This window comes from Stenotrophomonas sp. STEN020, assembly GCF_056760195.1.
Map to the genome: position 1 here is coordinate 84445 of NZ_JBRREI010000002.1, position 17499 is coordinate 101943.

The following is a 17499-nucleotide window of genomic DNA, read 5'->3' on the forward strand; positions in this document are numbered from 1 at the left end:
GATGGCGGATGACCGCAACCTTCTTCATGCGGTCGCCATTTCAGCACCCGCATCGTCGGGCCAGTAGTAGTGGTCGGGCAGCAAGCGCGCACCGAAGATCGCCTGCCCGACGCGTACCACCGTCGCCCCTTCTTCGATCGCGATCTCGAAGTCACCCGACATGCCCATCGACAGTTCGTCGAGTGCAATGCCAGCAGGCATCTCTTGTCGCAGCCGGTCGCGCAACCCGCGTAGCAGGCCGAAGCAGCGGCGCACGCGCTCAGCCTCACTGGAAAACAGCGCCAGGGTCATAAGGCCGCGCACACGCAACGCCGGGAACGCAGGCAGCGCCCCGAGGAAGGCTGGCACGTCATCCGGCGCAAGGCCGTACTTGCTTGCCTCACCCGAGGTGTTGACCTGCACGTAAACATCCAGCGAGCGGCCCTCGATCTGCAGCCGTCGCTCCAGCGCCTCGGCGACGCGCAGGCTGTCGAGCGCCTGGAACTCGCTGGCGAACCGCGCCACCTGCTTGGCTTTGTTGGTTTGCAGATGGCCGATGACCGACCACTGCAGATCGCTCAGATCCTGCATCGCCTCCCACTTGCGGTGCGCTTCCTGCACCTTGTTCTCGCCCAGCAGCCGGCAACCCGCGGCATACGCCAGCCGCAGGCTGGCCTCGGGTTTGGTCTTGCTGACGGGCAGCAGGCGCACCTTCGCCGGATCGCGTCCGGCGCGGTGGCAAGCGGCCTCAATGCGCGCATGCACCGCTGCCAAATTGCGCCGGAAATCCTCGACGCTGGTCGCTTCGGGATAGCGGCCGTGCCGGTCGTGGCCGGTGGGGGTGAGGTATGTAACCGGCATCAATGGGGCCTCCCATTCAAAGGCATTGCCGTGGCCACCGGCACGGTCTGCGACGATCGACCGTTGAGGATCGCGTACGCCACCAGCCCGATCACCAGACCCCAGAACGCCCCGCCAATGCCCAGCAGCTTTATGTTGGCGGCCGCAGCCAGGAACGTGATCAGAGCGGCTTCGCGGGTCTTGGCGTCGGCCAGCGCGCTGGCCAGGCTCCCCCCGATGGTGCCCAGCAATGCCAGACCAGCGAGCGTAGCGATGAATGTCGCCGGAAACGCCATGAACAGCGTCGCCAGCGTGACGCCGAACACGCCGACCAGAATGTAGAACACACCGGCGGCCACGCCGGCAACCCAGCGTCTGGAAGGCTGTTCGTGTGCCTCGCGGCCGGTGCAGATCGCCGCGGTAATGGCGGCGATGTTGAACGCGTGCGAGCCGAACGGCGCCATCAGCAACGAGCCCAATCCGGTCAGCGCCACGATGGGGCTGGCGCTGGTCTTGAAACCATCATTGCGCAGTACGAGCATGCCCGGCATGTACTGGCCGGTCAGCGTGATCAGGAACAGAGGCAACGCTACGCTAAACAGGGCATTGAAGGAGAACGCCGGCACGGTGAACACCGGTGCGGCCAATGCCAGACGCAGCTCAGCGACATCGACCCGATCCTGGAACAACAGGAACGCTAGCCCCAAAACCAGGACACCCACCACCGCATAACGCGGCGACACACGCTTGAGTACCAGATAGGCGACGATCAACAGGCCCGCCAGCAGTGGATCCAGGCTGACACCGGCAAAGGCACCGATACCGAATTGCAGCAGGATGCCGGCCAGCAGTCCGGCGGTCACACCCGGCGGAATCAGCCGAATCACGCGCTCGAACCAGCCCGACAAGCCTAATAGCACGAAGGCAGCCGCCGAGATCAGATAGGCGCCCACAGCTTCCGCGTATGGGGTCGTGGTCAGCGCGGTGACCAGAAATGCTGCAGCCGGCGTCGACCAAGCGGTGATGATCGGCTCGCGGGTCGTCCAGCTCAAGACGATGCCGGTGACACCGACTCCTATGGAGACCGCCCACACCCACGAGGCCGTCAGTTCCGGGCTTAGGCCCGCGCTCTTGGCGGCCTGGAACACCAGGATAAAGGTGCCGCCATAGTTGACGATGACAGAGATGAGCCCGGCGATAACCGGGTGAGGGAGGTCCTTCCAGTGAAGGGACGCAGATGTGGGGGCATCGGCCATGTGTAACGGGCTTCTCCTGCAGCGGCAGTGGACTTGCGGTGCCCATTTATAGGCGGACAATGGCCCGATTTCCCCCGCCACTTTCACCCTATAGAGCAGACCATTTGTTCAAACATGCCCAACTTGAATCGGTGAAGGCCGCGATCGGCGACCCTGCGCAAAGCGCCTTGCCGCTGCATCTGCGGGTGCAACGCGCCATACGCCAGCTCATCCTCGATGGCATGCTCGATGTCGGCCGGCCCCTGCCAGCGTCGCGTGCGCTGGCGAAATCGCTGGGCGTCTCGCGTGACACCATCGAGACCGCCTACGGCCAGTTGCATGCCGAGGGCTTCATTGAACGCCTCGTGGGCAGCGGCAGCTTCGTGTCCGAACACACGCAACGCCTGCCCGGACGTGGTAAAGCACGGCACACCCCACCCTGCACTTCTCCGCCGCGCCTGAGCCAGCGCGGCAGCGTGCTCGTCCAGCGCGGCGGCGTGCGCGATTTCCTGGCGCCGCGCGCATTCGCTCCCGGTGTGCCGGAGACGCGCAGCTTTCCCCTGCAGATCTGGAAACGGCTGGAACGCCAGGTCTTGAAGGAGTACGGCACCCGGGCACTGCTGCACAGCCCTGCGCAGGGCATGGCGCCACTGCGACAAGCCATTGCTGACTATGTCAACCTGGAACGCGGCGCGCGTGCCACACCCGATCGCGTGCTGATACTGACCAGCTCCCAGCAGGCACTGACGCTGTGCGCCACTCTGTTGCTAGATGCAGGAGAGCGGATTTTCATCGAGGACCCCGGCTACCACGGTGCACGCAAAGCTTTCGAAGCAGCTGGGTTGCATTGCGTGCCTGTTCCGGTCGACGCGCATGAGGTTCGGCAGGGAATCATTACGAACAAGGCCAGATTTGCGCTAAGCCATTGATATTACGCAGGCACGTAGGTGGAGACTTAGTCGTCGCTGCTAAAAGTTGACGCCGCGCCTCACAAGGTTCTAGGTGGGTGCCTAGCGGCACCCACCTATTTGCCGGTCAATGGCCAGACGATAGCGTGGCGCCCGGCGTTCGATGCTTGCCTAAGCGATCGACCAGCGTCTCACTCGCGTCGTTGAGACCATAGACCTCGACAATCGCGCCATGCTCACGCAGCTTCATTACCACCCGGTCCAGAGCGTCCACGGCGGTCAGATCCCAGAAGTGCGCATCTTTCAGATCGATGATGACGTCCTTGGGAACATCTAGATAGTTGAAGCTGCTCACGAACTGGCCAGCGGAGGCGAAGAACACCTGTCCCTTGACCACATAGACGCTTGACTCTGCGTCTACCTGGGTCATCTCGATGGTGAGCATTTTGCCAACCTTCCGGGTGAAGAACACTGCTGACAGGACGACGCCTGTCAGGACGCCCTTGGCCAGGTCGTGTGTAGCCACGGTGACTATCACGGTGCCAATCATCACCACTGACGAGCTCTTCGGATGGATGGCCAACTCACGCAGCGAGCGCCAGCTAAAGGTGCCGATGCTGACCATGATCATCACCGCCACCAATGCTGCCATCGGAATCTGACTCACCAGGCCCGAGCCGTACACCACCAGCAAAAGCAGGACCACGCCGGCGACCAGGCAGGAAAGCCGGCCCCGGCCACCCGATGTGATATTGATCACCGACTGGCCGATCATGGCGCAGCCAGCCATGCCTCCGAAGAACCCGGTGACGGTGTTGGCTAACCCTTGGCCTGCACATTCGCGATTCTTCTGGCTCGGCGTCTCGGTCATGTCTTCCACGATCTGCGCCGTCATCAGCGACTCCAGCAGGCCTACCACCGCCAACGTCGCCGACACCGGCAGCAGAATCTGCAGCGTTTCCCAGGTCAGCGGCACGTTGGGGATCAGAAATACCGGAAGGCTGTCCGGCAGTTCGCCCATGTCGCCGACGGTGCGCACCTCAAACCCGAAGTACATGGAGGCAGCTGTCAAGACGACGATGGCCACCAAGGGCGAAGGAATCGCCTTGGTCAGCAGCGGCAATAGATAGATGATTGCCAAACCCACAGCACAGATCGCGTAGACCGGCCAAGGCATTCCGATCAGCTCGGGTAGCTGTGCAAGGAAGATCAAGATAGCCAGTGCGTTGACAAAGCCGGTGACCACCGAGCGTGATACAAAGCGCATCAGCGAGCCCAGTCGCATAGCACCGGCAATCATTTGCAGCACGCCTGCCAAGATCGTCGCCGCGAACAAGTACTGGATGCCATGATCCTTGACCAGGGTGACCATCAACAAGGCCATGGCGCCGGTCGCGGCCGAGATCATGCCAGGGCGACCACCGGCGATGGCGGTGATGACTGCGATGCAGAACGAGGCATACAAGCCCACTTTGGGGTCGACGCCGGCGATGATGGAAAACGCGATGGCCTCGGGAATCAGGGCCAGTGCAACGACGATGCCGGACAGTAAGTCGCCACGGATATTGCCGAGCCATTGCTGGCGCAGGGGATAGATTGCAGACATAGAAAATGATCTCCGCGCACGGCAGTGCGCGCCAAACGAAGGAAACAGGCACCCTTTCCAGACGTTACTGTCTGGATCGCTCTTCAATCAGGCGTCAGGGTGGAGTCATCGCTGGTGGATCATCAGGTTAGAGAATCGATATTGTAAGTCTAGAGCGAAGTGTTGGCGAGCGGAGCAGAGCATAGGAAGGTGTGCGTCTCGCTCATATTTGCTACCGCTAGCGCCAGGCACGGCATATGATCCCAAGGTGTTACGCCGAGTGAACTGTCAGACCACGCGCCTTCCCTCCTGATCGATCACCACCTCACCATCTTCCTTGGTAAACGGCCTGTCCACCGCTGGAAGGATGTCGAGTACGACTTCTGATGGCCGGCAAAGACGGATACCCGCCTCCGTTTGCACGAATGGGCGATTGATCAGTATCGGGTGCGCTAGCATGGCATCGAGCAAGGCATCGTCGCTGAGTGCGGCATCGCCCAGCCCCAGCTCGTCATGCGGCGTGCCCTTCTGCCGGATCGCATCACGCACCTTCAAGCCAGCTCCGGAAATCAGCTCGATAAGACGCACTCGGCTAGGCGGGTTGGTCAGGTAATCAATCACCTCGGGCTCAATCCCGGCGTGTCGAATCAAGGCGAGAGTGTTCCGCGAGGTGCCGCACTTCGGATTGTGGTAAATGACAGCGTTCATGCGCTTTCCTCTTGGTTCAACGCGGCTTCCAGCACGCCTGCGGCGGCTGCCAGCGCCGCCGCTTCAACAGCGCCCTTGCGCTCGCTGTAGCGATCCACCAGGTAGTCGCTGCGCCCGCGCACCAGCAGAGTGAACTTGACCAGTTCCTCCATCACGTCCACCACCCGATCGTAGTACGCCGATGGCTTCATACGCCCGTCGTCATCGAACTCCTGCCAGGCTTTGGCGACCGACGATTGGTTGGGGATCGTCACCATCCGCATCCAGCGGCCGAGCACGCGCAGCGTGTTGACCACGTTGAAGGACTGCGAGCCGCCGCAGACCTGCATCACTGCCAGCGTGCGGCCTTGGGTGGGTCGAACGCTGCCTTCTTCCAGCGGCAGCCAGTCGATCTGGTTCTTGAATACAGCGGTAAGGGTGCCGTGGCGTTCGGGGCTGACCCACACGTGGCCTTCGGACCACAGTGAGGCCTGGCGCAGCTCCTGAACCTTGGGGTGGGTAGCTGGCACCGAGTCCAGCATCGGCAGCTCATGCGGGTCGAACAAGCGGGTTTCCGCTCCGAGCTGTTCCAGTAGCCGCTGCGCCTCCAGCGCCAGCTTGCGGCTGAACGACTGCGGGCGCAGCGACCCGTACAAGATCAGGATGCGCGGGCGATGCTGCTGCTCGCCCGGATCACTGAGCTTGGCGGCCGTAGGAATGTCCAAGGCGCCCGGAACCACGTTGGGAATCTGCTGCATGGGGGTTGTCCTGCCAATTCGATTCGAATATTCTAGAATCATGGAACATAAAAACGCAACCCACGCTCTTGCTGCCCTGGGCCATGCCACCCGCCTGTCGATCTTCCGCCTGCTGGTGCAGGCCGGCAGCGGCGGCAAGCTGGCCGGCGACATCGCCCAAGCGCTCGCCTTGCCTGGCGCCACACTTTCCTTCCATCTGAAGGAACTGCTGGCTGCCGGCCTGATCAGCGCCGAGCAACGTGGCCGGACCATCTGCTACCGGGCCGAGTTTGTGGCGATGAACGAGCTGCTGGCCTACCTCACCGAAAACTGCTGTGCCGACGAACAGTCCTGCGAACGCCCCGCTGGCTGCTGACCAACCCTACCTTAGAGATCGCTCAAATGACCCGTCGCGTCTTGTTCTTGTGTACCGGTAATTCCGCTCGGAGCGTGTTGGCCGAATCGACCCTGAAAAAATGGGGCGAAGGCCGCTACGAGTCCTTCAGCGCGGGCAGCCAACCAGCCGGTCGTGTCAACCCGTTCGCGATCGCCCAGCTGCAGCGCGAGGGCTTCCCGGTGGACGGCCTGCGCAGCAAGTCGTGGGACGAGTTCGCCGAAGCTGATGCCGCCCCGATGGATCTGATCGTCACCGTCTGCGACAGCGCGGCGGCCGAGGCTTGCCCGGTGGTGTTTGGCGACTTTGTGCGGGTGCATTGGGGCCTGTTCGATCCGGCCGGTGTTGAAGGCTCGGACGAACAGAAGGCCGAAGCCTTCGATCGCGCGCATCAGATCATCAAGGCGCGCCTGAAGGCTTTCCTCGACATCCCCGACAACGCATGGGACGACCGCGACGCGCTCAAGGCCCAGCTCGAGCCGATCGCGCAGATCAACTGACCGTCTTTCCGGAAAATGCCATGACCACTGATACCTCCCGCCTGTCCTTCCTGGACCGGTACCTCACGCTCTGGATCTTCGCCGCCATGGCGCTGGGCGTCGGCCTGGGGGCGTTGTTCGAGGGCGCGCCCAGCGCGTTGAACAGCCTCTCCATAGGGTCGACCAACATCCCGATCGCAATCGGCCTGATCCTGATGATGTATCCGCCGCTGGCCAAGGTGAAGTACGAAGAACTGCCGCGGGTTTTCGCTGACAAGCGCGTGTTGATGCTCTCGCTGCTGCAGAACTGGATCATCGGCCCGTTCCTGATGTTCGGCCTGGCCGTGCTGTTCCTGCGCGACTACCCCGAATACATGACCGGCCTGATCCTGATCGGGCTGGCCCGCTGCATCGCGATGGTGCTGGTGTGGAACCAACTCGCCCGTGGCGACGCCCAGTATGTTGCTGGACTGGTGGCATTCAACTCGATCTTCCAGATCGCGCTGTTCAGCCTCTACGCGTGGTTCTTCCTGTCTTGGTTGCCGCCGGTGTTCGGTCTGCAGGGCAGCGTCATCGATGTTAGTTTCTGGACCATCGCCGAGGCTGTTCTGATCTACCTTGGCATCCCGTTCCTGGCCGGTTTCCTCACCAGTCGATGGCTGAAGGCGCGTAAGGGTGTGCGCTGGTATGAAGAGAAATTCCTGCCTGCAATCAGTCCGATAACCCTTGCCGCATTGCTGTTTACTATCGTGGCGATGTTCAGTCTGAAGGGCGGCGACGTGCTGCGAATTCCGATGGACGCAGTACGCATCGCGATTCCGCTGACGCTGTACTTCATCATCCAGTTCGTCATCAGCTTCTTCATGGGCAAGCTGATCGCCAAAGACTACCCCCGCACCACCGCGATCGCGTTCACTGCAGCAGGCAACAACTTCGAACTGGCGATCGCCGTGGCCATCGCGGCTTTCGGCCTGGCCTCGCCGGTCGCATTCGCCGCTGTCATCGGCCCACTCGTGGAAGTGCCGGTGCTGATCCTGCTGGTCCACGTCGCCTTGCGGCTGGGCAAACGCTACTTTCCTGCCGATGCACGGAGCCGCTGAGCCATGAGCACCACCCGACACATTCCATTGCTGATCCTTGGTTCCGGCCCGGCCGGCTGGACCGCCGCCGTCTACGCCGCCCGCGCCAACCTCAAGCCGGTGGTGATCACCGGCCTGCAACAGGGGGGGCAGCTGATGACCACCACGGAAGTGGACAACTGGCCGGGTGATGCCCATGGGCTGATGGGCCCGGACCTGATGACTCGCATGCAGGCGCATGCCGAGCGCTTCAAGACCGAGGTCATCTTCGACCACATCCACACTGCCGACCTGTCCCAGCGCCCGTTCAGGCTGATCGGCGACAGCGCCGAGTACACCTGCGACGCGCTGATCATCGCCACTGGCGCCACCGCCAAGTACCTGGGCATCCCGACCGAAGATCAATTCAAGGGCCGCGGCGTTTCCGCCTGCGCCACCTGCGACGGCTTCTTCTACCGTGACCAGGACGTGGTAGTGGTGGGCGGCGGCAACACCGCCGTGGAAGAAGCGCTGTACCTGTCCAACATCGCCCGCAAGGTCTACCTGATCCATCGCCGCGACACCCTGAAGGCGGAAAAGATCATGCAGGACAAGCTATTCGCCAAGGTTGAAGCCGGCAAGATCGAAACCGTCTGGCACCACCAGGTGGAGGAAGTGCTGGGCAACGAGGCCGGCGTGACCGGCGTGCGCGTGAAGTCGACCCTAGACGGCAGTACCCGCGACCTCGATGCACACGGGTTCTTCGTGGCCATCGGCCACCACCCGAACACCCAGCTGTTCGACGGCCAGTTGGCGATGAACAACGGCTACCTGGACATCCGCTCGGGCCTTGGCGGCAATGCGACCCAGACCTCGGTGGAAGGCGTGTTCGCCGCCGGCGATGTGGCCGACCAGCACTACCGCCAAGCGATCACCTCGGCCGGCTTCGGCTGCATGGCCGCGCTGGACGCCGAGCGTTACTTGGATGCACTCAATATCTCCGACCAGCAGCACAAGAACGCCGCCTGAGTGCTGCAGCGCGAGGAAGTCCAGATGGACAGCATCGATGTGGTGGTAATTGGAGGCGGTCAGGCCGGGCTGGCGGCCGGTTACTTCCTGCGTCGCAGCGGGCTGTCCTATGTGATTCTTGATGCCGAAACGTCTCCTGGCGGGGCGTGGCAGCATGCGTGGGAATCCTTGCATCTGTTCTCGCCGGCGGGCTGGAGCTCGATTCCCGGTTGGCCGATGCCTGCCACTCGGGAACCGTACCCGTCGCAGGCGGAAGTACTGGACTACCTCGCGTGCTACGAGCACAAATATGCGCTGCCGGTCATCCGTCCCGTGCAGGTGGAACGCATCAGCCGTTCGGGGAAACGGCTGCTGGTGGAAGCAGATGACGGCCGACAGTGGCACACACGCGCAGTGATTAGCGCCACAGGTACCTGGCGGCGTCCCTACACGCCCGGCTATGAAGGTTTGGACGCATTCGGCGGTGTGCAGCTGCACTCGGCCCACTACAGCCATCCCGAACCCTTCGCCGGAACGCGCGTGGCCATCATCGGTGGCGGCAACTCAGGCGCACAGATTCTGGCCGAGGTATCCAAGGTGGCCGAGACCACCTGGATCACCCAGCGGGAGCCAGCCTTTCTCGCCGACGATGTGGACGGGCGCGTTCTATTCGCACGCGCAACCGAGAAGTGGAGGGCTCAGCAGGAAGGACGCGAGCCGGATGTTCCAGAGGGTGGTTTTGGCGACATCGTCATGGTGCCGCCGGTGGTGGACGCACGGCGCCGCGGTGTACTGGTTTCCATGACGCCACCCGTCCGTTTCACCGCCACCGGCATGCAGTGGGCAGATGGCAGCGAACGCAACTTCGACGCGGTGATCTGGTGCACCGGCTTCCGGCCGGCCTTGTCGCACCTGGAAGGACTGGGTCTGGTCAACGCCCAAGGTCGGATCGACGTGGATGACACCAAGGTTCGTTCGATCGCAGAGCCATCGGTCTGGCTGCTGGGCTATGGCGACTGGAATGGTGCCGCGTCAGCCACGCTGATCGGCGTGACCCGTTATGCGCGGGAGGTAGTGAGACAAGTTACAGCCTGTTGCGCAGCTGCGTGTGGCTAGTCGGCAAAGAACATCCGCTGGGGTGCCAGTATCCCAACAAAGTCCCGCTCTGGCGGGACTTTTGCTTTGGAGGCCTCTTGAATCGTCATCTGAATAGCCACCTGTCATCAGGTTGTCATACAGAAGGGGGAGCATCTCAATCTGTCGACATATCTCGACATATCGACATATGCAACGGGAGAATCTCCATGGCCCAACCCCAACGTGTTCTGGACTTCGATTACTTCGAGCGACGCTCCTTGAGCGCGTCGATGTCCATCGACCACGCATTGGATGCCCTTTCGGCACTCAGCAATGGGGCGCGCCTGGTGATTTTCCGCACGCTGGTGAACCACGAGCCGGAAGGCCTCACGGCCGGAGTCCTGACCGACATGATGGGGATGCGCCACAACACGCTTTCCAACCACTTAGCAGTGCTTAGTCGCGGCGGGTTGATCTGCGGAACCCGCGAAGGGCGGTTCGTGCGCTACCGCGCCTGCCTGGACGGAATGCATGGGCTGTTGGGATTCCTGCTCGACGACTGCTGCGGCGGACGGTCTGAGCTGTGCCTTCAGCCGCACCCGACCGATCCTGCCTGCGACTGTGTGGCGGAGGTGCCGGCTCCGCCCAGACTTTTCAAATAGTCCTGCCCCATCCAGCTGGGGAGCTCGGTGGGCAAATACCAATAGCACCCAAGAACATCCGAACATAGGAGATTCTCAATGTATCTGCGTCTCACCCTTCTTGCGGCAGCCACGCTCTCCATCGTCGCGTGCTCGCCCTCCAATACGCCGGCCGCTTCGGAGCAGAACGGCAATTCCGCGGCGGGCAAAACAGCCGAGATCAGCGGCATGGTGAGCACGGACGGTTCGTCGACCGTGTTTCCCGTCACCGAAGCGATGGCCGAAGAGTTCCAGAAAGAAAATGCCGGCATCAACGTAACGGTCGGCATGTCAGGAACCGGTGGCGGCTTCAAGAAGTTCTGTCGCGGTGAAACCGACATCTCCAATGCGTCGCGCCCGATCAAGGGTGAGGAGAAGGAAGCCTGCAAGGCCGCTGGCGTGGAGTACATCGAGCTTCCAGTCGCGATAGACGCTTTGACAGTCGTGGTCAACCCACAGAACACCTGGGCCAATGACCTCACCGTCGACGAACTGAAGGCCATGTGGGTGCCTGAAGCACAGGGCAAGATCACCAACTGGAACCAGATTCGTCCGAGCTTCCCGGACAAGCCGCTGGTCCTCTACGGTGCAGGTACCGATTCGGGAACCTACGACTATTTCACCGCCGCCATCGTTGGCAAGGAGCACTCCAGTCGCGGCGATTACACGGCCTCCGAGGACGACAACGTGCTGGTGCAGGGAGTCTCGGGTGATGCCAATGCACTGGGGTTCTTCGGTTTGGCCTATTACGAAGAAAACGCCGACAAGCTCAAGGCAGTAGGCATCAAGACCAACGCCGCCGCCCAGGCGGTCGCGCCCAGCGTCGAAACCGCGCGCTCCGGCCAGTATCAGCCTCTGTCGCGCCCGATCTTCATCTACGTAAGCAAGAAGGCCGCCGAAACCAAGCCCGAAGTCGCGCGCTTTGTCGAGTTCTATCTGGACTCCAAGCACTCCGAAGGATTGGTGCAGGAGGTGGGCTATGTACCGCTGCCGGAGAACGCATTGGCCGCAATGCGCGAGCGCTTTGCAAAGCGGGAGATTGGCACCGGCTTCACTGGCTCGAAGATTGGCGTTTCCATCGACGAGCTGCTGAAAGAGAAGCTGGTTTACTGACAATCATGGTCGGCGCGCACAGCGATGTGCGCGCTGGCTGAGGCCGTCTGATGAAAAGTAGTGGTTCCTTCCTCGATGTGGGTCCTGTCCCGCTTCAGCCAAGCGACGCATTTCTGCGCCGCCGCCATGCCATCGACACAGGCATTCGCCTGGTACTGTTCGTCGCAGCGGCGCTATCAGTTCTGGTCACCTTCGGCATCCTCTACGTCCTACTCAGTGAGAGCTTGAAGTTCTTCACTCAGGTGTCCATCGTGGACTTCCTGACCGATACGCAGTGGACGCCCGTCTTCGAAGAGAAGCACTTCGGGATCATGACACTACTGTCGGGTACGCTGATGACCACGGCCATTGCCTTGGTTGTTGCCGTGCCTGCCGGCACGATTCTCGCGTTGTATCTCAGCGAGTTCGCCAAGCCCAGACTCCGCGAAGTGGTAAAGCCGTTCCTCGAGCTCATTGCAGGCGTACCAACGGTCGCTTTTGGGTACTTCGCTCTGCTGTTCTTGACGCCCATCTTTCAATCCTTCATCCCGGGTCTGGCACGCTTCAACCTGCTCGTGTCTGGGGTGGTCATCGGCATCATGATCTTGCCCTACATCGTATCCATGAGCGAAGACGCTATGCGCGCCGTGCCTGATTCGCTGCGTGAGGGGGCATACGCACTCGGATTCACCCGCCTTCAGACCGGATTGAAGGTGGTGACGCCAGCTGCGCTCTCGGGCGTCACCGCCGCTTACCTGCTCGGAATGTCGCGCGCGGTCGGCGAGACTATGGTAGTGGCTATCGCTGCCGGCCAGCAGGCCAGGATAGCGACCAATCCGCTCGAGGGTGCAGCAACTATCACCTCATACATCGTGCAGTTGAGCATGGGCGATCTTCCACATGAGTCGATTGCCTATCAGACCATCTTCGCCGCCGGACTGACGCTTTTCGCACTTACGTTCAGTTTCAACCTCTTCGCCTTCTGGCTCCGCAAGCGCTACCGGGAGGCCTACTGATGCGCGACCACATCGAGCCCATGGGCCTTGACGATGCTGCAATTACACGGCGCGCACGAGTTTCAGACTTGTGCTTCACCGTGCTCGGGCTGCTGGTACTGTTCCTGACCCTGACCATTCTGATGGCGCTTGTAGCCGACTTCGTAGTCGACGGCGCGGCCAGACTCACTCCAGACTTTTTCACCAACTTCCCCTCTCGCCGACCTGAGTCGGCCGGTATTCTCTCGGCTTGGATCGGTACTTGCCTTGTCATGCTGGTGACCGGGGTCCTTGCCGTGCCGGTGGGGGTCGCCGCAGGCGTCTATCTTGAGGAATACGCCCCGAAGCACTGGGTCACCGACTTTATTGAGGTCAATGTCACCAACCTTGCTGGCGTTCCTTCGATCATTTTCGGACTGCTGGCACTGGGCCTCTTCGTCCAAATGTTCGGGCTCGGCCAAACGATCCTGGTCGCGGGCATGACGCTTGCTCTGCTGATCCTGCCCATCATCATTGTCGCGACCCGCGAGTCACTGCGCGCCATTCCTCAAGACATCCGCGAGGCTGCTTTCGGGCTGGGGGCAGATCAGTGGCAGACCGTCAGCATCTTTCTACTTCCCGCCGCGCGTCCGGGAATCCTGACTGGCGCCATCGTGGGCATGTCGCGGGCCATTGGCGAAACCGCGCCGATCATCACCATCGGCGCACTGACCTTCATTGCCTTCCTGCCGCCATCACCAATCCAGGCATCTGCTCCCTTCATCAGTTTTGAATGGCTCAGCTCCCCCTTCACCGTGATGCCCATCCAGATGTTCAACTGGGTGTCGCGACCGCAGGCTGGCTTTCACGTGAATGCAGCTGCCGCCGGGCTGGTGCTGCTGGGTATGACCCTGCTGATGAACGGCTTTGCAATCTGGCTGCGTTACCGCCTTCGCCGCCGCCTGCGGTGATCCACGGAGACAACATGAATCACTCGACCATCTCAATTCCGGTTCCCGTGGCCGAACGCACCTCAACCCCCGCGCACGATGCGACGGTGCGTGCTGAGGTTCGTGGGCTTGACTTCCATTACGACAAGTTCCACGCGCTGAAGGACATCAACCTGTCGATCGGCAGCAATCAGGTCACTGCGCTGATCGGCCCCTCGGGCTGCGGCAAAAGTACGCTACTGCGCTGCTTCAACCGGATGCATGACCTGTATCCGAACAACCGGTACTCCGGCGCGATCACCCTCATGCCGGAGAACCTGAATATCGTAGGGCCGGATGTGGACCCGATGCGCGTGAGGCTGCGCATTGGCATGGTTTTTCAGAAGCCAAATCCGTTCCCGAAATCGATCTTTGACAACGTGGCCTCAGGGATCATGATTCGCGGTGTGCGCAACAAATCAGTTGTCACTGAGCATGTCGAACGCGCATTGCGCGGAGCGGCCCTCTGGGATGAGGTGAAGGACAGGCTGGGTAAGTCAGCATTCGAGTTGTCCGGCGGTCAGCAGCAGCGTCTGTGCATAGCCAGGGCGCTGGCGCCCAACCCCGAGATCATTCTCTTTGATGAACCCACATCTGCACTCGATCCCATTGCAACTGCGCGGATTGAAGAGCTGATCGACGAGTTGCGTGCGCAGTACACCATCGTCATTGTTACCCACAACATGCAGCAGGCTGCGCGGATCTCGGACAGGACGGCATTCATGCACATGGGACAGCTCATTGAGAGTGGCCCTACGGCGGAGTTTTTTACTAATCCGAAAGAGCAGAAGACCCACGAGTACATCACCGGCCGTTTCGGCTGAGGAGCAAAGGTCATGACCGACCATATTGTCCAGTCTTTCGATGTCGAGCTGCGGGGGCTTACTTCACACATCCTTGAGCTCGGCATCCTTGCCGAACAGCAGCTTACGGATGCCGTCTGGTCGCTACGGCGTGGCAACGAGCAAATGGCCAAGGAAGTGGCAGAGCGTGAGGAGCGACTGAACCGGCTTGCGGCGCAGATTGATAGCGACGCTGTGAGCATGATCGCGCGTAGACAGCCGCTAGCGATCGACCTTCGCCATGTGATGGCAGCAATCCGAATTAGTTCAAACCTGGAGCGCGTGGGCGATCTTGCTTACAACATTGCCAAACGCTCGATGGCAATGAGCGAGGCTCCGATACCAGCAGAGCTTGCGGAGCCTATGCAGCGTATGGCCGAGCTCACGCTATTGCAGCTGAAATCAGCGCGGGAGTCCTTTGCCACGATGGACATTCATTCGGCTTACCGCGTTTGGGAGGAAGATGCAGTAATTGACGCGATGCACACGATCTTGTTCAAGGATATCGTGCAGTGCATGGCCGACGACCGCGCCTCCGCATTTGACTTGGCTCACCTGCTGTTCGTAGTGAAGAACATCGAGCGGGTTGGTGACCACGCAACCAACATAGCCGAGGACGTCGTATACATGGTCAGCGGGGCGTTACCTATCGGCAAGCGCCCGAAGATGGATGAGAGCACCCTGCCTAGGGCGGGAAGTGACAACCTAGGCAACAGCTAATAAACCCACTATCCCCGCATAGTGGCCGCTGCGCCCAATGGCGACGAGGTCGGAGGGGCGTTTTGTAACGACGGGACTACTTCCTTTCAGGGTATAGAGGCTCTGCGTGCTTTGATGCTTTGGGCGGATTGGGTATGCTTGCGCCATGAGCCACATCTGCCAGCTCGACCACCGAATACCGGCGTGATCGCATTGATCGATCACGCCCCTGTTGCTCATGTTGGTCAGAGCGCCGGCCTTATACTCCGGTGAGAGCACGCGCCAGATAAGCGCGTACACGTCGGTTCGATTCCGACCGGGGGCACCACCGTCAACGGCAGAAGAACGCTTCTACTTGCGCGCCATGGCAGCGCTTGTACTTGCTGCCGCTGCCACACAGGCACGGCGTATGCTCGCGCAGTCCCGCACCGAGTGATTGGCCCAAAAAATCCCTAGCGTGCAGAAGGGGCTGGATTTCATGGGCGGGAACGCTCACCTCTCCATATTGGGATGCTCGCTCGCCGCGGTTCATCACCCGGACTATCGCTTCAGACATCTGGATGAAGTGCTTGATCAGCAGGTCATCGCGTAACGGCATGCGGACGTTGTCGATGGCCAGGCCCTCGTAGCGTCTGCGCGGATCCGGCACAAAGAGAATGCGTGTCTCACCTTCAGGCTTTGGCGTGATGTCGACCATTTCACCCTCGGGGCTGACCCACACGGCATGGAATTCTGCCTCCACCAGCACGTGCGACCATTCCCACAGCTGCCAACCGCACCGCATCTGGCCGCCGTCCCGCGTGATCTTCGCTTGCACGTTGGGAAAGCACTCATGCACGATCGCATCGGCTTCCGGCTGCACAGGCAGATAGACGGGCTCTGCGCCGCGCACGACGGAATCGGTCAGGCGCCGCACGGCGCGGGTGATCTCCGGGGGTGTGGTGGTTACTACGCTCATGCCAAAGCTCCTTGCGATCGTTGTGCCTAGTGTCTTTATCTAGGCTATGGCGACGGCGTCTCTTCCGATGAGATCCGCTTGGAGCCTTTACCGCTGTTACTTGCCGGCTGCAGCTGGGCCAAAAGTGGCTCCAAGGTGCCCAGGCGCACTGTGGCGCGCAGCGTCTCCGCCTCGGCGTGCTCGCGTCGTTCGCGCTCCTGGGCCAACGCGGTCCGGGCTTGCACAAGCTCTTGTCGAAGGGCGTCCAAACTCTGCGTATCTTGACCCCAGCGCACCTGCAACGCTTGGTGTTCGGCCGCAGTCAGGCGCAGCGTATCGAGCTCGCCCTGTTGCGTCTGGATGGTCTGGCGCAGCTGCGCCACCTCCTTTTCCAGTCGGGTGTGACGCTCCAGCCACTGGCCGTTTTCCCGGTTGAGCTGTACCAAGTCGTGGTTTTTGGCGGTCAACGCTTCGTTGGCCTGGCGCAGGGCGACCTGCAGTTCCTGGACCTGGTGCTCGTGCCGGCGTTGCTCCTGCTCGCGCTGATCCTTGACCGAGGTGCGGTAGTGCTCAAGGGATTCCCTGGCATGCTCATGCTTCTGCTCCAAGGAGCGCGCGTGGCTTTCGTGCTCCGCCAGCCGCGCCGTGAGGCCCGCAATGCGCTCCTCCAGTTGGGCCAGGTCAGTGGCACGGCTGGCCATCTCCCGCCTGAGCGCTTCGCCCGTGCCGCGTTCAGCCTGCAGCACTGTTTCGGTGCGCTGAAGCTGCGCACTGAGATTGCCGGCCTCTTGCCGGGCCTGCTCCAGCGCTTGGTTGCGCTCGTGTAGCGCGACCTGGAACCGCTCTTGTGCCTGGGCAACCACCGCCTCGGCCTCGGTGTGCAGCCGCTCGGCCAGACGAGCGACCAGATCCTGCAAGGCGTCGCTGACCGCGATCTTGGCGCCTACGCCTTGCCCTTCCTCCTCGTCCAGCTCCTTCAGGTAGCGGTGGATGGTGGTTTTGGACCCCGTGTTGCCCAGCGCCACGCGGACGGCGTCTACCGAGGGGTTCTTGCCTTCGGCCCGGAGGCTGTCCCGGGCACGCTGCACATCGCTTTTGTACAAGCCAGACCGAGCCATGCGTCCTCTCCGTTTATTTCGTAATGTATTACATACCATGTAATTACGTACTACTCAACGGGTGGATAGATCGGCATGTCGGTCCTAATTTCAGGCGGGATAATATTGAATTATCCCGCGTAACCAGCGTTTCGGCCATTTCAAGTCGTCAAAACAGTACGAAACCGCCCAAGGCTGGCGA

The 17499-nt window shown here is 61.4% G+C and carries 19 protein-coding genes and 1 tRNA gene; 13 read left to right on the forward strand and 7 right to left on the reverse strand.

Features of this window, described 5'->3' with window-relative positions:
- Nucleotides 1-24 precede the first annotated feature (24 nt).
- Both ACVOLZ_RS01590 and ACVOLZ_RS01595 read right to left on the reverse strand, forming a co-directional pair.
- Nucleotides 25-840, reverse strand: a complete 816-nt coding sequence (locus tag ACVOLZ_RS01590) for a YggS family pyridoxal phosphate-dependent enzyme (RefSeq protein ID WP_062167452.1) — start codon at nucleotides 838-840, stop codon at nucleotides 25-27.
- Nucleotides 840-2075, reverse strand: a complete 1236-nt coding sequence (locus ACVOLZ_RS01595) for a benzoate/H(+) symporter BenE family transporter (protein WP_062167454.1) — start codon at nucleotides 2073-2075, stop codon at nucleotides 840-842. Before ACVOLZ_RS01595 ends, ACVOLZ_RS01590 begins: the two co-directional genes overlap by 1 nt.
- A 131-nt stretch (nucleotides 2076-2206) precedes the next feature.
- Here ACVOLZ_RS01595 and ACVOLZ_RS01600 point away from each other — a divergent pair, with 131 nt between their 5' ends.
- Nucleotides 2207-2983, forward strand: coding sequence for an aminotransferase class I/II-fold pyridoxal phosphate-dependent enzyme (locus tag ACVOLZ_RS01600; protein ID WP_481514830.1), 777 nt, complete (start codon nucleotides 2207-2209; stop codon nucleotides 2981-2983).
- Between the two features lie 106 nt (nucleotides 2984-3089).
- Here ACVOLZ_RS01600 and ACVOLZ_RS01605 read toward each other — a convergent pair whose 3' ends face one another.
- From ACVOLZ_RS01605 to arsH, 3 genes are all read right to left on the reverse strand, one after another.
- Nucleotides 3090-4568 (reverse strand): SulP family inorganic anion transporter, encoded by a 1479-nt coding sequence (locus tag ACVOLZ_RS01605; protein ID WP_062167456.1) that lies wholly within the window; start codon nucleotides 4566-4568, stop codon nucleotides 3090-3092.
- 267 nt (nucleotides 4569-4835) lie between these two features.
- Nucleotides 4836-5255 carry an arsenate reductase (glutaredoxin) gene (gene arsC / locus ACVOLZ_RS01610; protein WP_054658164.1) on the reverse strand — a complete coding sequence of 140 codons (420 nt, stop codon included), beginning with the start codon at nucleotides 5253-5255 and terminating at the stop codon, nucleotides 4836-4838.
- Complete coding sequence (gene arsH / locus ACVOLZ_RS01615) at nucleotides 5252-5992, reverse strand: arsenical resistance protein ArsH (RefSeq protein ID WP_057506595.1); 741 nt, start codon at nucleotides 5990-5992, stop codon at nucleotides 5252-5254. The genes arsC and arsH overlap by 4 nt, the downstream gene beginning before the upstream one ends.
- A 40-nt stretch (nucleotides 5993-6032) precedes the next feature.
- Here arsH and ACVOLZ_RS01620 point away from each other — a divergent pair, with 40 nt between their 5' ends.
- The 12 genes from ACVOLZ_RS01620 (at nucleotide 6033) to ACVOLZ_RS01675 (ending at nucleotide 15591) form a co-directional block, all read left to right on the forward strand.
- Nucleotides 6033-6347 (forward strand): ArsR/SmtB family transcription factor, encoded by a 315-nt coding sequence (locus ACVOLZ_RS01620; protein ID WP_054658162.1) that lies wholly within the window; start codon nucleotides 6033-6035, stop codon nucleotides 6345-6347.
- A gap of 26 nt (nucleotides 6348-6373) precedes the next feature.
- Nucleotides 6374-6865 carry an arsenate reductase ArsC gene (locus ACVOLZ_RS01625; protein ID WP_057506594.1) on the forward strand — a complete coding sequence of 164 codons (492 nt, stop codon included), beginning with the start codon at nucleotides 6374-6376 and terminating at the stop codon, nucleotides 6863-6865.
- Nucleotides 6866-6885: 20 nt separating this feature from the next.
- Nucleotides 6886-7944 (forward strand): ACR3 family arsenite efflux transporter, encoded by a 1059-nt coding sequence (gene arsB, locus ACVOLZ_RS01630; protein ID WP_054658160.1) that lies wholly within the window; start codon nucleotides 6886-6888, stop codon nucleotides 7942-7944.
- A gap of 3 nt (nucleotides 7945-7947) precedes the next feature.
- On the forward strand, nucleotides 7948-8931 hold the full coding sequence (trxB, locus tag ACVOLZ_RS01635; RefSeq protein ID WP_054658158.1) for a thioredoxin-disulfide reductase: 984 nt from the start codon (nucleotides 7948-7950) through the stop codon (nucleotides 8929-8931).
- A gap of 24 nt (nucleotides 8932-8955) precedes the next feature.
- Nucleotides 8956-10026: an ArsO family NAD(P)H-dependent flavin-containing monooxygenase gene (locus ACVOLZ_RS01640; protein WP_062171532.1), complete on the forward strand. Its 1071-nt coding sequence runs from the start codon at nucleotides 8956-8958 to the stop codon at nucleotides 10024-10026.
- Nucleotides 10027-10214: 188 nt separating this feature from the next.
- Nucleotides 10215-10649 (forward strand): ArsR/SmtB family transcription factor, encoded by a 435-nt coding sequence (locus tag ACVOLZ_RS01645; RefSeq protein ID WP_089153137.1) that lies wholly within the window; start codon nucleotides 10215-10217, stop codon nucleotides 10647-10649.
- Nucleotides 10650-10727: 78 nt separating this feature from the next.
- Nucleotides 10728-11780: a PstS family phosphate ABC transporter substrate-binding protein gene (locus ACVOLZ_RS01650; RefSeq protein ID WP_062167458.1), complete on the forward strand. Its 1053-nt coding sequence runs from the start codon at nucleotides 10728-10730 to the stop codon at nucleotides 11778-11780.
- Nucleotides 11781-11830: 50 nt separating this feature from the next.
- The gene (gene pstC, locus ACVOLZ_RS01655) at nucleotides 11831-12775 is read left to right on the forward strand and encodes a phosphate ABC transporter permease subunit PstC (protein ID WP_172837734.1); all 945 of its coding nucleotides are present in this window, start codon (nucleotides 11831-11833) and stop codon (nucleotides 12773-12775) included.
- The gene (gene pstA, locus ACVOLZ_RS01660; RefSeq protein ID WP_082332067.1) at nucleotides 12775-13704 is read left to right on the forward strand and encodes a phosphate ABC transporter permease PstA; all 930 of its coding nucleotides are present in this window, start codon (nucleotides 12775-12777) and stop codon (nucleotides 13702-13704) included. Before pstC ends, pstA begins: the two co-directional genes overlap by 1 nt.
- Nucleotides 13705-13718: 14 nt before the next feature.
- The gene (gene pstB / locus ACVOLZ_RS01665; protein ID WP_074038423.1) at nucleotides 13719-14546 is read left to right on the forward strand and encodes a phosphate ABC transporter ATP-binding protein PstB; all 828 of its coding nucleotides are present in this window, start codon (nucleotides 13719-13721) and stop codon (nucleotides 14544-14546) included.
- Between the two features lie 12 nt (nucleotides 14547-14558).
- Nucleotides 14559-15284 (forward strand): phosphate signaling complex protein PhoU, encoded by a 726-nt coding sequence (gene phoU, locus ACVOLZ_RS01670; protein WP_019184709.1) that lies wholly within the window; start codon nucleotides 14559-14561, stop codon nucleotides 15282-15284.
- 204 nt (nucleotides 15285-15488) lie between these two features.
- A tRNA-Ile gene (locus tag ACVOLZ_RS01675) sits at nucleotides 15489-15591 on the forward strand.
- 3 nt (nucleotides 15592-15594) lie between these two features.
- On the opposite strand, the gene ACVOLZ_RS01680 is transcribed toward ACVOLZ_RS01675, so the two are convergent.
- Both ACVOLZ_RS01680 and ACVOLZ_RS01685 read right to left on the reverse strand, forming a co-directional pair.
- A complete protein-coding gene (locus ACVOLZ_RS01680) occupies nucleotides 15595-16221 on the reverse strand; it encodes an SEC-C domain-containing protein (protein WP_062167460.1) in 627 nt (208 codons plus the stop codon).
- Nucleotides 16222-16265: 44 nt separating this feature from the next.
- The gene (locus tag ACVOLZ_RS01685; protein ID WP_062167462.1) at nucleotides 16266-17318 is read right to left on the reverse strand and encodes a DNA-binding protein; all 1053 of its coding nucleotides are present in this window, start codon (nucleotides 17316-17318) and stop codon (nucleotides 16266-16268) included.
- Nucleotides 17319-17499: the final 181 nt, after the last annotated feature.

What these genes read in the sequence shown, in the direction of transcription:
- pstC (WP_172837734.1), top strand. Translation starts at nt 11,831, where the DNA reads ATGAAAAGTAGTGGTTCCTTCCTCGATGTGGGTCCTGTCCCGCTTCAG.
- ACVOLZ_RS01685 (WP_062167462.1), bottom strand. Translation starts at nt 17,318, where the DNA reads ATGGCTCGGTCTGGCTTGTACAAAAGCGATGTGCAGCGTGCCCGGGAC.
- ACVOLZ_RS01625 (WP_057506594.1), top strand. Translation starts at nt 6,374, where the DNA reads ATGACCCGTCGCGTCTTGTTCTTGTGTACCGGTAATTCCGCTCGGAGC.
- ACVOLZ_RS01605 (WP_062167456.1), bottom strand. Translation starts at nt 4,568, where the DNA reads ATGTCTGCAATCTATCCCCTGCGCCAGCAATGGCTCGGCAATATCCGT.
- ACVOLZ_RS01590 (WP_062167452.1), bottom strand. Translation starts at nt 840, where the DNA reads ATGCCGGTTACATACCTCACCCCCACCGGCCACGACCGGCACGGCCGC.
- ACVOLZ_RS01620 (WP_054658162.1), top strand. Translation starts at nt 6,033, where the DNA reads ATGGAACATAAAAACGCAACCCACGCTCTTGCTGCCCTGGGCCATGCC.
- ACVOLZ_RS01650 (WP_062167458.1), top strand. Translation starts at nt 10,728, where the DNA reads ATGTATCTGCGTCTCACCCTTCTTGCGGCAGCCACGCTCTCCATCGTC.
- ACVOLZ_RS01595 (WP_062167454.1), bottom strand. Translation starts at nt 2,075, where the DNA reads ATGGCCGATGCCCCCACATCTGCGTCCCTTCACTGGAAGGACCTCCCT.
- pstB (WP_074038423.1), top strand. Translation starts at nt 13,719, where the DNA reads ATGAATCACTCGACCATCTCAATTCCGGTTCCCGTGGCCGAACGCACC.
- ACVOLZ_RS01645 (WP_089153137.1), top strand. Translation starts at nt 10,215, where the DNA reads ATGGCCCAACCCCAACGTGTTCTGGACTTCGATTACTTCGAGCGACGC.
- arsB (WP_054658160.1), top strand. Translation starts at nt 6,886, where the DNA reads ATGACCACTGATACCTCCCGCCTGTCCTTCCTGGACCGGTACCTCACG.
- ACVOLZ_RS01640 (WP_062171532.1), top strand. Translation starts at nt 8,956, where the DNA reads ATGGACAGCATCGATGTGGTGGTAATTGGAGGCGGTCAGGCCGGGCTG.
- arsC (WP_054658164.1), bottom strand. Translation starts at nt 5,255, where the DNA reads ATGAACGCTGTCATTTACCACAATCCGAAGTGCGGCACCTCGCGGAAC.
- phoU (WP_019184709.1), top strand. Translation starts at nt 14,559, where the DNA reads ATGACCGACCATATTGTCCAGTCTTTCGATGTCGAGCTGCGGGGGCTT.
- ACVOLZ_RS01680 (WP_062167460.1), bottom strand. Translation starts at nt 16,221, where the DNA reads ATGAGCGTAGTAACCACCACACCCCCGGAGATCACCCGCGCCGTGCGG.
- trxB (WP_054658158.1), top strand. Translation starts at nt 7,948, where the DNA reads ATGAGCACCACCCGACACATTCCATTGCTGATCCTTGGTTCCGGCCCG.
- arsH (WP_057506595.1), bottom strand. Translation starts at nt 5,992, where the DNA reads ATGCAGCAGATTCCCAACGTGGTTCCGGGCGCCTTGGACATTCCTACG.
- pstA (WP_082332067.1), top strand. Translation starts at nt 12,775, where the DNA reads ATGCGCGACCACATCGAGCCCATGGGCCTTGACGATGCTGCAATTACA.